This is a genomic window from Amycolatopsis sp. NBC_01488, from assembly GCF_036227105.1.
Classification (GTDB): Bacteria; Actinomycetota; Actinomycetes; order Mycobacteriales; family Pseudonocardiaceae; genus Amycolatopsis.
This window is the reverse complement of record NZ_CP109434.1, coordinates 7,274,265-7,292,189: the sequence shown is the minus strand read 5'-3', so window position 1 is coordinate 7,292,189 and position 17,925 is coordinate 7,274,265. Positions and strand designations below refer to the sequence as shown.

General features: G+C 70.3%; 12 protein-coding genes and 1 pseudogene. 4 read left to right on the top strand and 9 right to left on the bottom strand.

The features are described 5' to 3' along the window. Window positions 1-5 precede the first annotated feature (5 nt). The gene (locus tag OG738_RS34535) at window positions 6-1,319 is read right to left on the bottom strand and encodes a cytochrome P450 (RefSeq protein ID WP_329047344.1); all 1,314 of its coding nucleotides are present in this window, start codon (window positions 1,317-1,319) and stop codon (window positions 6-8) included. Window positions 1,320-1,421: 102 nt separating this feature from the next. Continuing rightward, window positions 1,422-2,090: an O-methyltransferase gene (locus OG738_RS34530; RefSeq protein WP_329047343.1), complete on the bottom strand. Its 669-nt coding sequence runs from the start codon at window positions 2,088-2,090 to the stop codon at window positions 1,422-1,424. A gap of 194 nt (window positions 2,091-2,284) precedes the next feature. On the opposite strand from OG738_RS34530, the gene dpgD reads away from it, so the two are divergent. Then, the gene (dpgD, locus tag OG738_RS34525) at window positions 2,285-3,070 is read left to right on the top strand and encodes an enoyl-CoA-hydratase DpgD (RefSeq protein ID WP_329047342.1); all 786 of its coding nucleotides are present in this window, start codon (window positions 2,285-2,287) and stop codon (window positions 3,068-3,070) included. A gap of 10 nt (window positions 3,071-3,080) precedes the next feature. Here the strand turns inward: dpgD and OG738_RS34520 are convergent, their stop codons facing one another. From OG738_RS34520 to OG738_RS34495, 6 genes and pseudogenes are all read right to left on the bottom strand, one after another. Next, a complete protein-coding gene (locus OG738_RS34520; protein WP_329047341.1) occupies window positions 3,081-4,043 on the bottom strand; it encodes a helix-turn-helix domain-containing protein in 963 nt (320 codons plus the stop codon). 521 nt (window positions 4,044-4,564) lie between these two features. Beyond that, window positions 4,565-5,149 carry a thiamine pyrophosphate-dependent enzyme gene (locus OG738_RS34515; protein WP_329047340.1) on the bottom strand — a complete coding sequence of 195 codons (585 nt, stop codon included), beginning with the start codon at window positions 5,147-5,149 and terminating at the stop codon, window positions 4,565-4,567. After that, window positions 5,146-5,751: pseudogene (locus OG738_RS34510) on the bottom strand (thiamine pyrophosphate-binding protein); the annotation flags it as partial. The gene OG738_RS34515 and the pseudogene OG738_RS34510, both read right to left, overlap by 4 nt. A gap of 138 nt (window positions 5,752-5,889) precedes the next feature. Further along, window positions 5,890-7,437: a tachylectin-related carbohydrate-binding protein gene (locus tag OG738_RS34505; protein ID WP_329047339.1), complete on the bottom strand. Its 1,548-nt coding sequence runs from the start codon at window positions 7,435-7,437 to the stop codon at window positions 5,890-5,892. Between the two features lie 85 nt (window positions 7,438-7,522). Further along, a complete protein-coding gene (locus OG738_RS34500; RefSeq protein ID WP_329047338.1) occupies window positions 7,523-7,840 on the bottom strand; it encodes a hypothetical protein in 318 nt (105 codons plus the stop codon). A gap of 61 nt (window positions 7,841-7,901) precedes the next feature. After that, on the bottom strand, window positions 7,902-11,381 hold the full coding sequence (locus tag OG738_RS34495; RefSeq protein ID WP_329047337.1) for an ALF repeat-containing protein: 3,480 nt from the start codon (window positions 11,379-11,381) through the stop codon (window positions 7,902-7,904). A 334-nt stretch (window positions 11,382-11,715) separates the two neighbouring features. Here OG738_RS34495 and OG738_RS34490 point away from each other — a divergent pair, with 334 nt between their 5' ends. Next, window positions 11,716-12,216 (top strand): hypothetical protein, encoded by a 501-nt coding sequence (locus OG738_RS34490; protein WP_329047336.1) that lies wholly within the window; start codon window positions 11,716-11,718, stop codon window positions 12,214-12,216. Window positions 12,217-13,068: 852 nt separating this feature from the next. Further along, window positions 13,069-14,856 (top strand): hypothetical protein, encoded by a 1,788-nt coding sequence (locus tag OG738_RS34485; protein ID WP_329047335.1) that lies wholly within the window; start codon window positions 13,069-13,071, stop codon window positions 14,854-14,856. Here the strand turns inward: OG738_RS34485 and OG738_RS34480 are convergent. Beyond that, the gene (locus tag OG738_RS34480) at window positions 14,793-16,193 is read right to left on the bottom strand and encodes a KamA family radical SAM protein (protein ID WP_329047334.1); all 1,401 of its coding nucleotides are present in this window, start codon (window positions 16,191-16,193) and stop codon (window positions 14,793-14,795) included. The genes OG738_RS34485 and OG738_RS34480 overlap by 64 nt on opposite strands. Before the next feature lie 131 nt (window positions 16,194-16,324). Between OG738_RS34480 and OG738_RS34475 the strand changes: the two genes are divergently transcribed. Next, window positions 16,325-17,920 (top strand): amidohydrolase, encoded by a 1,596-nt coding sequence (locus tag OG738_RS34475; RefSeq protein ID WP_329047333.1) that lies wholly within the window; start codon window positions 16,325-16,327, stop codon window positions 17,918-17,920. Window positions 17,921-17,925 lie beyond the last annotated feature (5 nt).

Genomic DNA, 17,925 nt, shown 5'->3' with positions numbered 1-17,925 from the left:
ACGGCTCAGCCGCGTGGCCGCACCACGACCCGGGTGCCGCGCGAGGGAACCAGCATGACGTTGCGGATCCGGGCGGTTTCCGGCCGGTCGTGCTCGGGGTGGAGGTCATAGCGCAGCAGCGCCGCCTTGAGCACGGTGATCGACTCGAGGGTGGCGAACGTGGCGCCGGGGCAGCGGCGCACCCCGCCGCCGAACGGGATCCAGCTGCCGGTCGCGGGCGCTGTGCCGAGGAAGCGCTCGGGCCGGAAGTCCGCCGGGGCATCGTGGTGGCGGGGCGAGGTGTGGATCAGCGTCATCGCGGCGATGACCGACACACCGGCGGGCAGCACCCGGTCTCCCACCGTCGCCGGGCCGGTCAGGCGCCGTCCGAGCTGCGGCAGCACCGGCCGCAGCCGCAGCGTTTCCTTGACGACGGCTTCGAGGTACTTGTCGTCGTCGCGGGCGGCGGCCTCGCGGGCGCGGGCCAGCTGCGCCGGCCGGTGGGCGAGTTCGTGGAACGTCCAGGCCAGCGCCGCGGACGTGGTGTCGAACCCGGCCATCACCAACGTGATCAGCTGGTCGCGAAGCTCCACATCGGACAATCCGCCGCCGTTCTCGGAGGCGATCATCATGCGGGAGAGCACATCACGGCGCTCGGGGGTGTCGGGAGCGGCCCGGCGGTCGGCAATCTCGGCGTAGAGCAGCTGGTCGACCGCGTCCTGGGTCCGCCGATACCGGCGCCACGGCCCGAACCGCTCCAGCGCGGGCACCGACCAGCCGATCATTTCGAGCAGCCCGGCCCGCGCGAGCTTCTTCATCAGGCCGCGCAGCGGGGCGAGCCGGGCTTCGTCCGACACCCCGAACACGACGCGGAGGATCACCTCCATCGTCAGTTCCTCCATCCGGTCGTAGAGACCGAACGGCCGGTCCGGCCGCCACCGGGCGACCTCGTCCTCGGCGATTTCGGCGAACATCCCGTGATAGCCCTTGATGGCGGTGCTCCCGAATGCGGGCAGCAGCATCCGCCGCATCCGCAGGTGTCGCTCCTCGTCGAGCATCAGCACGGACTCCGCGCCGACCAGCGGGCGGAGCACGGCGTTGCCCTCCCCGGCGTGGAACACCTCGGGCGAGCCGGTGAAGAGCCGGCTGACCTGGTCCGGGTCGGTGATGACGACCATGTCGCCGCCGACGGCCGGGCGCAGCGAGAACGTGTCACCGTAACGCCGCTGCAGCCGGGGCAGCCAGCGGTGCCGGTATTTCGCGAGCAGGATCGCCTGCAGCGGACGCGGCAGCCGCGGGCCCGGTGGCATTGTGGCGCCGCCGGTGGAAGATGTGGTCATCGGTACCCCCTGGGAAAGTGGTTCGGGAAGGCGGGCACGGCAACGGCCGCCCGGCGTAGCCAGGGCGGCCGTTTACGCGGAACTCCAGCCGGCGTGGTGCACTCAGCCGAAGAGGGTGAATTCGAACTCCGAGCGGCTCAAATTGGACATCCCGGCGTCCGCCGGGGCCAGCAGCGGCAGCGTGACACTGCGGAAACCGTTCGCGGGATCCCGCACGTAGTCCAGGTAGTCGTCTTCGATGTTGTCGTTCACGATCAGCGCGCCCGGCCGAAGCTGGGGCCGGAGCAGCTCGATCACGGTGCGGGCCAACGTGGGCGGCTCGCTGGGCCAGCCGTCGAGGAACACGAAGTCGATCTCTCCGGCGACGTCGGCGAGAGTCTCCTTCGCGTCACCCTCGCGGATCTCGGCGTATTCGGAAAGCCCGGCGTCGGCCAGGTGCTTGCGTGCGGTCTCGACCTTCTCCGGCACGATCTCCGCGCCGATCACCCGGCCACCCCCGTTGTCCCGCACGGCGGCCGCGAGGTACATGGTGGATACTCCGAACGACGAAGCGCACTCCACGATCCACTTCGCGCCGGTGGCCCGGGCCAGGACGTAAAGCGTGTCCCCCTTGAACGCGGACACGGAAATGCCGAAGCCCGCCATGTTCCGCGGGTCGGACATCATCGCCTGGATCATCCCGTCCTGCTGTGCCCTGATCCCGTCGATCACGCCGGTCACCCGGGCGTCCCCGACGGTGCCTGCGGCCCGGTTCGTCGATGTCGTCGTCATGTTTCCGCTCCTGATTCCGGCGCGCGTTCGGCGGTGGGTCCCCGGTCGGGGTGCCACGGGCGCGCGCAACCCCCATAGCTCCGAGAGTGGCGGAAACACCGTTTCAATGCAAGGAAATCGCTTATTTGTCCACAATGGATCACCCAGCTCGCCCGGTTCGGCCGCGGGCGGGTCGATCGCGTCCGGGAGAGAACATGACCGCCACCGTCCGCTACACGAAATCCGGCCACGTCGCCCGGGTCACGCTGGACCGGCCCGAGGTGCTCAACGCGATGAACGCCGCGATGCACGAAGAACTGGGCGAAGTCTGGGCCGACGTCCAACGCGACGACGACGTGCGCGCCGTCGTGCTGACCGGCGCGGGCGGACGGGCGTTCTCCGTAGGGCAGGACCTCAAGGAACTCGACGCCGGACCCCGTGCCGTGTCGAGCTTCGGCAGCAGGGGAAAGCCCGGCGCGCCCCGGCTTACCGACCGGTTCACCCTGACCAAGCCGGTCGTGGCCCGCGTGGACGGCTACGCCCTCGGCGGAGGCTTCGAGCTGGTGCTCGCCTGCGACCTCGCAGTGGCCAGCGACCGGTCGGAGTTCGCTCTCCCGGAACCCCGGCTGGGGCTGATCGCCGGGGCCGGCGGGGTTTTCCGGCTGGCACGGCAGGCACCGCTGAAACCGGCGATGGGCTACCTGCTGACCGGCCGCCGGTTCTCCGCCGCCCGGGCCGCGGAACTCGGCCTGCTGAACGACGTCGTCCCCGCGGCGGAGCTGGACGAATGCGTCGAGGGGTGGGTGGCCGATCTGCTGCGTTGCGCGCCGCAGTCGGTGAGGGCGGTGAAACAGGCTGCTCTCGCCTCCTTGGACATGCCGCTCGAGGCCGCGTTCGGGGCGCGGTATCCCGAGGAAGAACGGCGGATGCACGGTCGTGACGCGGTCGAGGGTCCTCGTGCTTTCGTCGAGAAACGGCCGCCGGTGTGGGAAGGGCGCTGAGCGTCCGTCCTCAGTGGACCTCCTGCCCGGCCCGCAGCACGTCCTCGCCCAGTGGAGTCAGCGAATGCCGGACCGAACTGCCCATCCGTTCCGACACGATCAGTCCGGCCTTGCGCAGCGAGGCCGCGTGATAGCTGGCCGAACTCAGTGAGATCCGGGCCGCCGTGCTCAGTGCGGTCGTCGTGCTGCCCCGCGCGGTGGCCGCCAGGATCAGCATCTTCGTCTTCCCGAGCACTCCGCCGAGATCGATCGGATGACTGCTGTCGTGCTCGGCGCGGGCAGGCAGCGGATAGACCAGTACCGGCGGAAGGCGCGGGTCGGCCAGCACGGTCGGTCGCCGATCGCAGAAGTACGACGGGATGATGCGCAGCCCCCGGCCCGCCAGTTCGAGATCGCCGTTCACATGGTCACCGGCCACCTCGAGGGACGACCCGCACCAGCACAGCGCCGGGTGCAGTGAGCCGATCAGCTCGCCGAAACCCCGGCCGAGCAGCGCGCGCCCGCAGTGGGTGCGGTGCCGGTGGAAGTCCGTCTCGATCCGGGACCACAGTGGCTGGATCGCGGTCCGGTGGAAGCGGGTCAGTGCCGCCGCCATGTCGCGGAACGTCGCTTCGTGGGTGACGAGGCGCTGGAGCGCGGGCGGCACCGGGGCACCGCGGCTGAGCCGCGCCAGCTCGACCTGCCGACGGGCGGCACGGGTGCGCAGGAGCGCGTCGAGCCCGGCGTCGAATCCCTCCCGTGCTTCGGAGGGAGTAAGGAAATCCGGCGAGTATCCCCGCGACGGTGCGAGCGCCTGCAGGCTCCGGAACGTTGGTTCCGGCGCGATTTCCGCGCGCCAGGTCGTGAGGGCGGAGCGACTGTGGCCCGCTTGCAACGCATGCAGGCCGAGCAGGGTTTCCCAGAACGGGTCCGGCGCCTCGGCGAACGTGGTCAGCGCGAGGTCGTCGGGCGAAAAATGGATGCGCAGGACCAAGGTATCCCCCCAGGAATCCGGTCATCTGAACACAGTGCTGTCGTGCGGGTGGCGGTCCGGTGCGGGCGGCCGCCGAAGCATCTTGTTCCGCCGGGCGGGACCGCCGTTTCGGAGCGGTCAGAACACCTCCGGGGTCGACCTGGGGTGTGCGGGTTCCGGAGTCCGGCTGAAGATCCACGCGCCGGCGTCATCGGCGCGATCGAGCATGATTTGTCCGAATTCAGTGATTTTCGCATGCTGGGGTCTTCTTGCCATAACCGTGTCCTTCCGTTGCCGGTACTTGGCAAGATAGGACTTGAGGGAGTGCTTGTCTCTTCTTTCAACGACATTCGAATAGCTGGCCACCGTCGGGGTCGCCCCGGATCGCGTTACACGATCCGGAGGTACTCGCGAATAATTCGAAACTCCGTGGCCACGAATGCGGCCGGGGGTCAGGACGGGGTGGTGAGCGCGGTGTCCACCTGTACGAGCCGGGGCCCGGCCGGGCGCTCGGCGAGCAGGGCCCGGAGCTGCTCCGCGTTTCAGGCGTGCTGTGCCGTCACGCCGTAACCCCTCGCGATCTGCGTGAAATCCAGGCCGGGCAGGTCCGGTCCCGGGGCGTCCGGCACGCCGAGCAACCCGGCGAACCAGCGCAACGCGCCGTAGGAACCGTCGCGCAGCAGGACGATCGTCATCGGAACCATGTGCTGGGCGGCGGTCCACAGTGCGGTGATGCCGTAGTTGGCCGAGCACGCCGACGACCGGGCGGTCGGGCCTGGCCATCGCGATGTCGGCCGCGGCGGGCAGCCCGAACCCGAGACCTCCCGCCGCGGGGAAATGGTAGGATCCGGGCAGCCGCAGGTCCATCTGTCGCCACCAGGCACTCGAGGTCGAAGTCGACTCGACGACGACATACGTGGTGTCCGGGGCTGTTCGTCGCGCAGCGCGGCGAACACTTCTTCGGGATGCCGCGCGGATCCCGGGCACGTCCGCGGTTCGGGCACGGGCAGGTATTCGCCGACGGCCGGTTCGGGGCCGTCGGCCAGTGCGTCGAGCACCGCCACCGGGTCCGCGACCAGCGCTTCGCCCATCGGTGCCCGCGCCGCCGCGTCCGCGTCCTCGGTCACCTGGACCAGGCGGGTGCCCTCGGGAAGGTCTGTTCTTGATGGCCGTCGAGGTCGCCCCCGAGCACCAGGGCCGGGCGGTGCGCGGCGGCGACCAGCTCGGCCAGCCGGCGGATCTGGCCGGATCCGGCGCGGCGTCCCGTTCGACCCGGCGATCCGGCACGAACCGGCTGTTGTCGTCCGCTTCGGCCGCCCAGTCGTCGTGGGGGACGGAAAGGTAGGTCGGGCGCCACTGCAGCCGGGCCTCGAACACGGCTTGTGCCAGCGCGCGGGGCACGTCCTGGGCGCACGCCGGTTCGGCGGCCCAGCACACCCAGCGGTTTCATCAGCGCCGCGGCGTCCACGTTCGTCAAGTTGGCCTCGGGGCCGATCGCCGGACGCACCTGCTGGCCGGCCACGATCACCAGAGGAGTGCGGGCCGCCGCGGCGTTGGTCAGCGCCCCCATCGCGTTCCCGGAACCGGCGGCGGAATGCAGGCTCCCCAGCACCGGGTGGTCGCTGGCCTGCGCGTAGCCGGCCGCGATGCCGACGACGCTGCCCTCGTGCAGCCCGAGAACGTATCGGCAGCTGTCGGGCAAGCCGGTGAGGAAGGGCAGTTCGTTGGAGCCGGGATTGCCGAAGACGGTGGTGAGACCCTGTCGTTCGAGGAAATCGTGGGCGACACGGCGAACCTCGGGGTGGGAATGATCGGTGCCCTCGTGGGGAGGGCACCGATCGGACGGACTTGCCTACACCGGACTGGCTCAGGTGTGCACGCAGGCGCCCGGGTCGATGACCAGGTTCGCCGGGGTGCGGTCGTCGTTGTTGATCACGATGCCGCTGGTTCCGCCGACGGCCCAGCTGTCGGTGGTCGGGTAGTAGCGGTAGAAGCGAACGGCGTAGTTGTCGCCGACCTTCGCGCCGATGCCGTAGAGGATGTCCTGCCCCGGGGACGTCATATGCGGTACCGCGTTCCAGCCGGTTCCGCTGTCCTTGTTGCGTTGGGTCCAGGTGTTGGTGGTGAAGTCGTATTGGAAGCGGTAGAGGTTTCCGGTGGTGGTGCGGGCGTAGAGGACGCCGTCTCCGGCGGCGACGATGAGGTTGTAGCCGTTCCAGCCGGTGTCGAGGAGTTGGCCGGTGAGGGGAGTTGTCCAACGCTTGGTGGCGTCGTCCCAGTTGTACATGCGCAGTTCGCCCTGGGCGTTGACGGCGTAGATCCGGCCGCGGGAGTCGACGGTGACGAGGTTCTGGTTGGCTTGCTGGAGGAAGGATCCCCAGCCGTTGCCGACCTTGACCGGCGCCGGGGCCTGGTAGACGTTGTGCCAGAGGAGGAGATCGCCGTCGGCGAAGGGGTCACTGATGCCGGTCTTCTGGTGGATGTTCCAGGCCAGCTTGTTCGGCCCGGCCAGGGTCACGCCCTGCCACCCGTTGACCGTCTGGCCGCCGCCCCACCCGTACCAGGTCGAGCCGAACTGCGCATCTCCGAAGAGGCCTGCCTGCATGGTCTTCGTCGCGGGGTAGGTCGCGTAGGCGTCCGGCTGGCCGGCGCAGTTGATGTCGAGGTCGGGGTCCTGCTGGTGGATCCAGTCGGTGATGTCGTCCAGCCGGGTTTCCTGAGTGCCGTCCTGCGTCCCGGTTTCCCCGAGACAGCCGTGCTGGAAGGAACCGGTGTGGACGGCGACGATTTCGGGGTCCCAGGGGTCGCCGCGGTAGACCGGTCCGCCCGCGTCGCCCTTGCACGTCGTGGAGCCGCCGCCGACGCTGAAGGTGGTCGCGCCGACCGCGCCGACCGTCGCGTTCGCGACCTGCTGCTTGGCGGAGACCCAGTCGGTGGTGGTCCGGCCGTAGCCGTTGATCTGGACGCCCTGGCCGGTGACCGGGGGCGTGGTGGCCAGTCGCGCGCGGTAGTTCTCGAACGGCCGGTCCAAATGCAGCAGAGCGAGGTCACGGTCGTCGCGGGTGACGTAGCCGTTGATGCCGAAGACGTAGCCGTCTACGGGGGTGTAGTTGAACGGCTGGACGGATCCGATCGGGACGTGTTGCGGGCGCGCGGCATTCGCCCTCGCCGCCGCCGGCGGGGCCACGGGGTGCAGGCAGCTAGCCGCGGTGACCACCGTCTCCGGAGAGATCATCGTGCCCGTGCACGACTGGTCCCCGAGGCCCAGTGTGATGCGGACGGTCGGGACGTAGGGGCTGCCGTAGTCCCCGGTGGGCGTGCCGCCGGTGATCGCTTGTGCGGGTGCCACGGTGAGCGTGACGGCAGCCAGCGCGGTGCCGAGCACGACCAGCGGCCGGGTTCTCGGTGGTCTCATGGGTTTCCTTTCGGGGACGAAGCCGGGGCGGGCAGGGGTGCCCACCCCGGCGGTGGTTCGCCTGGGGCGTCCACAAAGGACTCGATCAGACGCGCTGACAGCCCGCCGGGTCGAAGTGCAGGTTCGCCGGCGCGGAGTTGCTGCCGGAGATGCTGACGATCGTGCCGAGGCCGTCGCTGCGACGGGGCCTGGCCGCCGTCACCAGCCAGTCCGCGGAGATCAGGGTGCCGGTGCACGCGCCGGCCCCGTTGGCGAGCTTGATGTGGACGACCTCCTGGTAGTGGTCGCCCCAGTTCCCGGTGGGAGTGCCGCCGGTGATCGCGTGTGCGGGAGCCGCGGTGAGCGTGACGGCGGCCAGTGCGGGGCCGAGCACGACCAGCGGCCGCGTTCTTAGTGGTCTCACGGGTTTCCTTCGGATCATGGCGAAGCCGCCGGGGCGGGCAGACGCCCGCCCCGGCGATGGGTCAGTGAGTGGGGCTGAGCCAGATTTCGTGCCGGTCGGCGAAGAAGGGAATGGCGTTGAGCCCTTCGAAGAAGCCCATGTTCGAGGTGCCGACGTTGCGCGGCGCGTTGTGCGGGCGGTACTGCACGGCCTCGAAGTCGGGGTAGGCGTCGCCGTCGAGCTGCAGGCCCATCTGGTCCTTGCCGACGACGACGTTGAGCGTGCCGTCGACGGCGAAGACCGGCAGCTTGCCGTTGAGACCGGTGTAGGTCGCGTTGATCTGCCCGGATGGGAAGCCCGAGTTGAGCGTCAGGTCGTTGCCCAGGCCCGGTCCGATGTCGTGCGCCGGATAGGTTTCGGCCGGCACCTGCCTCGGCGCGCCGTTGGTGAACGTGGCCCAGTAGGCGGACTTGTAGCTGTGGGCCACCGTCATGCTCACGATGCCGGTGTCGGTGTTCCAAGCCGCCACGATCCGGAACGCCGCGGTGGGGTCGTTGGAGAAGCCCCGGTTGTCGCCGTCGAGTTCGCCGAAGGCGGCGTCCGCGGTGTGGATGAAGAACCGCATCATGATGATGCCGTTGCCGGGTGCGGTGGAGTGGGAGTCCCACTCGCGTTCCTTGTCCCCGGCCGCTTCCGGCGGTGCCTGCCCGTTCTTGCTGAAGTACTTCGCCAGCGCGACGTCGTAGTCGTGGTCGTTCGGCTGGGTCTGTCCCGGCGGCGGGGCCTGGTGGGAGGCGTCGTCGGCTTGACGTTGCTGCTGCTCGGCCGCCGCCGCCGACTTGGCGGCGTCGTCCGCGGACTTGCCCGCGGCGATGGCGTCGGCCCGCGCCTGGTCCGCGGCGGCCTTCGCCGCGTCGGCCGACTGACGGGCCTGATTGGCCGAGTCCTGCGCCCGGGTCACCGACTTGTCCGCGTCGGCGGCCGCCTTCTGCGCTGCCGTTTCCGCGTTCTGCGCGGTCTGCGCCGACTGGGCCGCTGCCGCCGCGGATGCCGCTGCGGCATCCGCGGCGTTCTTCGCCGCCGTCGCCGACCGGGCCGCCGCGTTCGCGGAGTCCTGGGCCTGCTTGGCGTAGTCCGCGGCCGCACCGGCCGCGTTCTCCGCGGTCGCCCAGTAGGCGTAGGCATTGAACGCGTTCTGCCGTGCGGTGGAGGCCGACCGGGCCGCCGCGGCGAGGAAGTCGCTGATCTCCGCGACGTGGATGGCGGTGTCGGAGTCGCGCTGCTGCGCCCGCGCCAACCCGGACTGCAGGAACGTTTCGATGTAGGCGTCCGGCCCGGACAACGCGGCCTGCGCGGCGGCCTTGACCTCCGGCCCGCCGGTGTTGAGGGCCTTCCCGACCAGCACCATGTTGTCGTCGTGGCGGGCACTGTACTGCCCCGTGGACAGGAACGTCTCGACGTCGGCGTCGGAACCGTTGAGCGCCTTCTGCGCGGCGTCCTTCACTCCCGGCCCGCCCGCGTCCATGATCCGGCTGACCTGGATCCGGTCGTCGGAAATCTTGTCCGGGTAGTCACGGGTCGCCAGGAACGCGCTCACCTGGGCGTCGGAGCCGCGCTGCGCGGCTTCCGCGGCGGTGCGCTGGGCGGGGATGCCGGTCGAGTCCGCGATCGCGCCGACGCTGGCGCGGTCGTCCCGCTCGGTCGCCACGGCCAGATCGGACCGGACATACGCAGTTACGTCCGCGTTGCTGCCCAGCAGCGCCGAGGTCGAGGCATCCTTCACCCACGGTCCGCCGGTCTGAAGCAACCGGCCGGCCACCTTGCGGCCGTCCGAGACGACCACGTCGGCCGCGGTGGCCGGGTTGCGGGCCTCGGCGAGCAGCTGCTTCTCCTGCGCGTCGAGCTGGGCCGACTGGCCCGCCTCCCACGCTGCGGCCGCCGCCTTGTCCTGCTCGACCTGTTTCGCGTCCGACGCGGCCGCGACCTGCTTGTTCTGCTGCTCGGTCAGCCGCTCGGCGTCGGCGTGCAGGGCGATATCGTGGACCTTCTGCGCCTGGACGGACGCCGACTCGGCGTCACTGGCGGCCTGGTCGGCCGCGGTCGCTGCGTCCTTCGCCTTGTTCGCGTCCCCGGCCGCTTCACCGGCATGCAGATAGGCCTGGTACGCCGCGTCACCGGCCGCATCGGCGTGCTGCGCCGCCGCGTTCGCGTCGTCACGCGCCTCGGTTGCTGCGTCCGCGGCCTCCTTCGCGATCGCTTTGGCCGCGTTCGCCGCCCGGGTCGCTTCCGCGGCCTCGGTCTTGGCCCGTGCGCCTGCTTCGCGAGCCGCCTGCGCTTCCTTGCTGGCCTGGTCGGCATACCCCGCCGCAGCCGTCGAAGCGTCCGCCGCAGCCGACGCATTCGCTGCCGCTGCGGCCGCAGCCGACGCCGCGGCACCGGCCGCGTTCGCCGCGTCCACCGCCGCGTTCGCGGCCTGACCCGCCTGACGAGCCCCCGCCGCTGCCGCATGTGCCGCATCGGACGCAGCCTTCGCGGCATCTGCATCGGCCTGCCGATGGCCACCCGCCGCGGCCTGGGCCGCCAGCTGCGCCGCGGCCGCGGTCTGACCCGCCAGCGCCGCCGCGTGCGCCGCCTGCGCCGACGCGTCCGCAGCCACTCGAGCCGCTTCGTTCGCGGCGGCCGCGGCACCGACCGCGACCTGGGATGCCTGCGCTGCCCGCGCCGCCGCGTCCGCCGCACGGCCTGCCGCGTTACCCGCCGCGACGGATGCCTTCTGCGCCTCCGCCGCCTCGTTCGCCGCCTGGACTGCAGCGTCCTTGGATTCCTGCGCCGCCTGCACGGCCTTGTCCGAGGCGTCCTTTGCGATCTGCGTCTGCTCCGCGGATCTCACCTGCGCCGCACTGGCCAAGTCGGCCAGCTGTGCCACCGAGATCGTCTCCTCGTCCCGTGCCGCGGCAACCTGATACCCCGACTCCAGGAAATCCTCGACGTCCTGGATCGACCCGTTCAGCGCCGCGTTCGCCGCCGCCTTGACGTTCGGGCCGCCGGTGTTGAGCAACCTGCCCAGCACCACGCGGTCGTCATCGGCCTTCGCCGCGGGCTGTCCCGAGCCCAGGAACTTCAGCAGTGCTTCGGTGGTGTTGGCATTCAACGCTTTCTGCGCCGCGTCCTTCACCCCGGGACCGCCCTGCGCCGCATCGGTCCCGACCTGGACCCGCAGGTCGTCCTGCCACGGTGCCTGCCAGCCGGTGGCCAGGAACGTGCGCATGTCGTCGGTGGACCCGTTCAGCGCGGTCTGCCCGGCCGCCCGCACGCCCGCGCCGCCCACGATCATCTTCTGCCCGATCTGCACCTTCAGATCATCGGTCTCCGCCTTGGCGAACCCGGTGTCCACGAACGTCTGCACATCGGAGTCCGTGCCGACCAGCGCGGCCACCGCCGCCCGGGCCACCGCGGGCCCGCCGGACTGCATCATCTGCAACACCTTCACCCGGTTCGCCGACGCGGACTCGTCCGCACCGGCGGGCTGGGCGGTGGCGCACAGCACCGCGCCCGCGGTCACCACCGCCCACCCCACATGCCACCAACGCCCAGACAAGGGCCTAGTTCTCTTCACGGTTCAAGTCCTTTCACGGCTGGGCAGACGCTCGGCTTTCAAAGCGGATGAAAACATCGAGGTGGGGTCCGTGTGTCAGAATTTCTGTCCGGAGTCCGATCGACGCAGACTCGTCCACAGATCAACCTAGCAGTGTTCGAACCGGGCCGGTCAATACTCTGAACAGAGTATTGACCGGGCGGGATCCCGGTGTGCCATGCTGCACGGCGGGGTCCTTTCCGATAAACCGCTCACGATAGAGGTACACATGCCTTCGAGACGGATTTCCCTGGCCGCGAGAGTGGCTTTGACCAGCGTGTTTGCCGTCGCCTGCGCCAGTTCGGCGACGACTGTCGCGGGTGCTGCGACACCGCATGCAACGCCGCGGACTGCGCCCGCAAGTGTTTCGAAACCATTGGAAGATCAGCCTTCGAATATTGTCGAAGACTTCTCCTATCCGGGTGCCGCGCAAATTCTCGCCACCCGCGGAATCACGTTGAAAAAGGGTGACGGGCACATCTTGCTCGTCGACTGTGTGGCCGGCGATGCCACGCAGATCGTCGTCGACGCCCGCGCACGTCCGCAGACTTGTTTCCACGTCACCGGCCCGGTCGGCGACCTCACCCTGCAAATCCCCAGGACCTACGACATCAGGGGCGGCGACCGCAACCTCACCGCCACGCTCACCCCCGAGGTCTCGGGCGACGACAAGACCTACGACGTCGCCGCCGGTCAGTGGACCTCCGTTGGCGAGACCGACGTGGGCGGCTACTGGGCGCTCATGGAGATCCGAGTCGGCTGAACCCGGCGGCGTCCACTCCGGCAACCCGATCGCCGATGAGGGGCCGGGCCGGCGAAGCCGCGTCCAGTGCTGTGAAAGTCTCGAACAGCAGTGTCGCCGAGCGCTGCGCCCGGCTTCCTTACCGTGCCCGCTGGCTCGAAGACGGGCCGAACCCCGGCTGATCGGCTGTATATCGGCGTGCGCTGAGATGGCGGAGTTGCTTCTCGCGATGCACTCCGCCGTCTTCGCCGGTCAAACCAGCCCCTGTGGTCGGGATGAGAGGAAGCCGCAGTCGGCGCGGCTGCTGACCACTTCGGCCGCGTCGGGATCGACGCGCAGCACACGGGCGCTCGACGTCCAGTCGATCGGTGTCCCGGCCCATCGACGCGACGAACGGTCATGCTTGAAGAAAGCCTTCGCCCGTTGCAATCACGGCGAAGAGCCCCAGGCTTACGCCGACCACATGGCCAGGCGGTGCTGGAGGGCGTCGCGCCCACCCGGCCTGACCTGTAACAACAACCCCACCTGCCGCGACCTCCACGACCTAGGCTGACGATTCGGCCGGGCACCGTCAGAGCCTGTGAAGGAGGCCGAAGCTCTTGTGGGTTCCGTGGGAACGCGCCGAAGGTTTCACAGGAAGATCCTGGCTGTTCGAGGCAGTTCTCGAATGGGTGGAATCGTCGGACCGCACGCTGGTGATCGTGGGGGTTCCCGGCAGCGGCAAGTCGGCGATCGCGGTGCAGGCTGCGCACTCGAACCTCGGACAGGCACGTGGACTCGGCACTAGACTGTCAGAGGGCTGGCTGGCCGCGACGCACTTCTGCGACTCCTACCCGCAGCGAGACACTGGACCCGGCCCTGTTCGTGCGATCGGTGATCCGCCAGTTCTCGGTCAGCGTGCCGGGGTTCGCCGAGGCCGTCCGCAGCACGGCAGTCGACCTCACTGGAGGGCCGACGGTGAACCTGGCCGCGTCCGTGACCATCGGCGAGGTCCAGCAAGGTGCGACGGTCGTGGGCGTCGCGGCTGACCTGCATGGCTACACGCCGGGGGAGACGATTAGTCGTCTGCTCGGCGAGGCACTCCGGTCGCTGAACCTGCCGGCGCGGCCGATCGTCCTCGTGGACGGCCTCGACGAGACGGCGGCGTTACCGACCGAGGTCACAATCGCCGACCTGCTCACCGGCCCGACATTCCAGGACGTTCCCATCAGGCTGCTGCTCACCTCGCGGCCAGCCGGCTTCCACCACACCACCGGCGTCCGGGTGATCGACCTCGACGCCGGCGGCTCTCCCGGGCAGGCGGACGTGCGCGAGTACGCCCGGAAGCGTCTCGCTGCCGGGGTGCCCGGCAGCGACCTGGACCTCCTGGCCGATTCCGGGGCGGCAGCCAGCAAGGGGAACTTCCTCTACGCGCACCACGCGATCGGTGAGCTGCTGGAAAGCGCCCAGGTGCAACCCTTTGCCGTGCCGGAGCTACCGGGCGACCTCAGCCAGGTCTACCACGGTTTTCTGCGCCGGAGCATCGCAATGACCGGGTCGGACAGCAAGAAACAACATTGGCGCACCGCCCTGCGCCCGGTGCTCGCGCTGCTCGCCGTTGCCCAGGGCGACGGCTTGACCAGGCAGCAGCTTCACGCGATCACCGGCCTTGACTCCGACGTGCTGAACGACGCACTCGAAGACCTGTCCCAGTCCCTGCACTTCGGTGACACCGCCGTGCGCGTCTTCCACAACTCGTTCCGCGAACATCTCACCTCCGCACGCGGGGGAGAGCTGCCGATCGTCGATGCGCATGCCGCCCACCACAGGATCGTCACGGCCGCCTTGGCCGCGGTTCGAGCCGCGCCGGACGGATGGGAGCGAGCAGACAGCTACACCAGGCGATACGTCGCCGTGCACGCGCGGCACGCCGGCGTGCTGGTGGACCTGCTGGCGGACGTGGGTTTCCTCGTGTTCGCGGAACCCCGTGGACTGGTCACGGCGATCGAGTCGCTGGATGAAATCCCCGCCGCGGGGCTGGCCTATCGGCAGGTGTTCCCCGAGCTCCTCGACCACGACGACGCTGGCCTTCGACTATCCTATTTGGACGTCGCGATGCACCTCCACGCTCTCGACGAGCACCTCGAACGGCTCGCTGACCTGCCGATCCGGCGCCCGTGGTCCTGCCGGTGGAGCCGCGCCCGGCCGTCCCTGCACCGCCGGATGCTGCACGGGCACGAGCACCCGGTCACCGCGGTCACGGCCGCCCAGATCGCCGGTACGCTCGTCGTCGTGTCCGGAGACGACGACGGGCACCTCCTGGTCTGGAACCCGGTCAGCGGAGCACTTCTGCGCCGATGCCGGGCGCACAAGACTGCGATCGTGGGCGATGCTAGAGCATTTGCTCGACCTCACAGGTTGAGGTGGCCGCGTGGCGTGCACGTCTGTCCACAGTGGAATTTCTGGGCCGTTTCTGGGCCGTATGAGGATCGGTCGCAACCGGTACGCACCGGTCCTGACCAGCCCAAACGTCTGAGACGGCCGAGGGGGCGCGGATGGCTCGGATCGGGCTCCGAGGCACCCCCTCGGCAGCTCTCTCGAAGGTCGGCGCGTCGGCGTCAGCGGGAGCGGTTGGCCCACCAGGTCTGGCCGGCTTCGGGCAGGGTGGTGATCGGATCGTAGTAGGGGTACCGCCGCTGCAGCGCCTCGCCGCGGTCCTCAGCATCGGCCCTGTCTACGCTGGTCAGGTAGTTCTTGGTCCAGTACGAGATCCCGAGCTCCCGGTCGTACTCGGCCAGCTGGTGCACCCACCGCTTCCCGACATAAGGCACGTCGCACACGATCCGCGGGGTCGCATACCCCGGCAGGTACCCCATGATCGCGTGCTGCAGCTCCTGCGCCTCCCACACTGAAACCCGCCAGTGCTCCGCGTTCGGGATCAGGTCGCACATGTAGAAGTAGTACGGCAGGATGTTCGCCTCGCCCTGCAGCGCGAAGCACAGGTCCAGCAGGGCCGCCGGGGTCGCGTTGACGCCGCGCATCAGCACCCCCTGGTTGCGGACGTCGCGGACGCCCACATTCAGCGCTGTCTGGGCCGCCTCCGCCACCAGCGGCGTCACCGACTGGGCGTGGTTGACGTGGGTGTGGATCGCCAGGTTGACGCCGCGGCGCTGGGCGGTCACGGCGACGCGCTCCAGGCCCTCGACCACCTTCGGCTGGATCCAGTGCTGCGGCAGCGCCGCCAGGGCCTTCGTCGCCAGGCGGATGTCGCGAACCGTGTCGATGTCCATCAGGCGCATCAGGAACGACTCCAGCTGCGGCCACGGCACGTTCGCGACGTCGCCGCCGGAGACCACCACGTCGCGCACGCCCGGGGTCTTCTTCAAGTACGCGATCATCGCGTCCTGGCGGTCGACCGGCTTGAGCGTCAGCTTGTGCTTCTCGACCGTCTCGGTCGAGTTGCCGACGAGGTCCATGCGGGTGCAGTGGCCGCAGTACTGGGGGCAGGTCGAGATCATCTCGGCCAGCACCTTGGTCGGGTAGCGGTGGGTCAGGCCCTCGACGACCCACATCTCGGCCTCGTGCAGCGAGTCGCGTTCCGAGTGGGGGTGGCTCGGCCACGTCGCGTCGCGGTCGCTCTTCACCGGGAGCATGTAGCGGCGGATCGGGTCGGCGTAGAACGCCTCGGTGACCTTCGCCGGGTCGGTGCCGGCCGTCGGCGCCATCGTGTTGAGCATCTGCGGGGGCAGCAGCATCGACATCGTCGCCAGCTCGCGTTGGTCGGCGAGCAGGTCGTCGTAGAAGCGCTCCTCCAGCAGGTCGCCCATCAGGGCGCGCAGCTGCTTGACGTTGCGGACGCAGTGCACCCGCTGCCACTGCGCGTCACGCCACTCGGCGTCGGTCACGTCGTGCCAGCCGGGGAAGCGGCGCCAGTCGGGTTCCGCCAGCTCGGCGCGGGCGTACTCGTAGGGCTGGTCGAAGGCGGCGGCAGGCGTCACAGGTTCCTGGATCGCAGTCACTTGTACTCCTAGTCGTCGGGAACGCGTTAAAATATCCTGTCATAACGTTCTCACGGAGTAAATCTTCCTGTCTGCTGGTGTGCCTTCACCCAGGTGCCGAGGGCGCTGCCGCCCGGGGGAGACTCAAGGGCGTGACGGACGAACACACGACGCTCCTGCTCGGCGGGCGCGTCTACACCCCCGCCGGCCCGGACGCCACGGCGATGGCGGTCACCGGCGGCACCGTGGTCTGGGTCGGCCAGGACGCCCCGGCCCGTGCCCTGCACCCCGGCGCCGAGATCGTCGACCTCCAGGGCGCTTTCGTGGCCCCCGCCTTCGTCGACGCGCACGTCCACGCCACCGCCACCGGCCTGCACCTGACCGGCCTCGACCTCACCGGCGTCCACAGCAGCGCCGAACTGCTGGCCCGCGTACGCGACGCCGTCGTCCCCGGCCAGGTCCTGCTCGCCCACGGCTGGGACGAGAGCGCCTGGACCGACCCGCGGCTGCCCAGCCGCGCCGAGCTCGACGCCGCCGCCGGCGGCACGCCCGTCTACCTCAGCCGCGTCGACGTCCACTCCGCGCTGGTCTCCACGGCTCTGGTCGCGCTCGCCCCGGCCGCCCGCGACGCCGCGGGCTGGTCGCCCGACGGCTCGCTGACCCGCGCCGCCCACCACGCCGTCCGCGCGGCCGTGCGCGCCGCGATCACCCCGGACCAGCGCGAACGCGCCCAGCGCGCGTTCCTCGCCGAAGCCGCACAGCACGGAATCGTCAGCGTCCACGAATGCGGCGGCCCCGACATCTCCGGCCGCGACGACTTCGCCGCCCTGCTCGCCCTCGCCGGCCCCGGCACGCCCGAGGTCGTCGGCTACTGGGGCGAGCTGGGCGCCGTCGACACCGCCCGCGCGCTCGGCGCCCGCGGCCTGGCCGGCGACCTGTTCGTCGACGGCGCGCTCGGCTCCCACACCGCCGCCCTGAGCACGCCGTACGCCGACCACGCCGGATCCGGCACGCGCTACCTCGACGCGCACCGCATCGGCGAGCACCTGGCCGCGTGCACCGAAGCCGGGCTGCAGGCGGGGTTCCACGTCATCGGCGACGCCGCCGTCGCCGAGGTCGTCGAAGGCTTCCGGCTCGCCGAGAAGGAGGTCGGCCAGCGTGCCCTGGCCGCCCGCCACCACCGCCTCGAGCACCTGGAGATGGTCACCGCCGAGCAGGCGAAGCTGCTGGCCGGCTGGGGCGTGGTCGCGTCGATGCAGCCGCTGTTCGACGCCCGGTGGGGCGGCGAGGACGGCATGTACGCCGAACGGCTCGGCGCGGACCGCGCGGCCGGGCTCAACCCGTTTTCGACGTTGGCCGCGGAAGGCGTCCTGCTGGCCTTCGGCTCCGACGCGCCGGTGACGCCACTCGACCCGTGGGCGAGCGTCCGCGCGGCCGCCTACCACCGCACCGCGGGTGCGGGGCTGTCGCCGCGGGCGGCGTTCACCGCCCACACCCGGGCCGGGCACCGCGCCGCCGGGGTCACCGACGGCGTCACCGGCAGCCTCGTCCCGGGCGCCCCGGCGCACTACGCGATCTGGGACGCGACCGACCTCGTCGTCGCGACCCCGGACAGCCGGGTGCAGCGCTGGTCCACCGACCCGCGCGCCGGCGTCCCGCCGCTGCCGAGGCTGGAACCGGGCGCCGCGCTGCCGCGGTGCCTGCGCACGGTCCGCGCGGGTGAAGTCCTCCACGACGCCATCACCTAGAGTTC

Coding starts and splice junctions, on each gene's coding strand:
- OG738_RS34535 (WP_329047344.1), bottom strand. CDS start 1,319: ATGACCACATCTTCCACCGGCGGCGCCACAATGCCACCGGGCCCGCGG.
- OG738_RS34530 (WP_329047343.1), bottom strand. CDS start 2,090: ATGACGACGACATCGACGAACCGGGCCGCAGGCACCGTCGGGGACGCC.
- dpgD (WP_329047342.1), top strand. CDS start 2,285: ATGACCGCCACCGTCCGCTACACGAAATCCGGCCACGTCGCCCGGGTC.
- OG738_RS34505 (WP_329047339.1), bottom strand. CDS start 7,437: ATGAGACCACCGAGAACCCGGCCGCTGGTCGTGCTCGGCACCGCGCTG.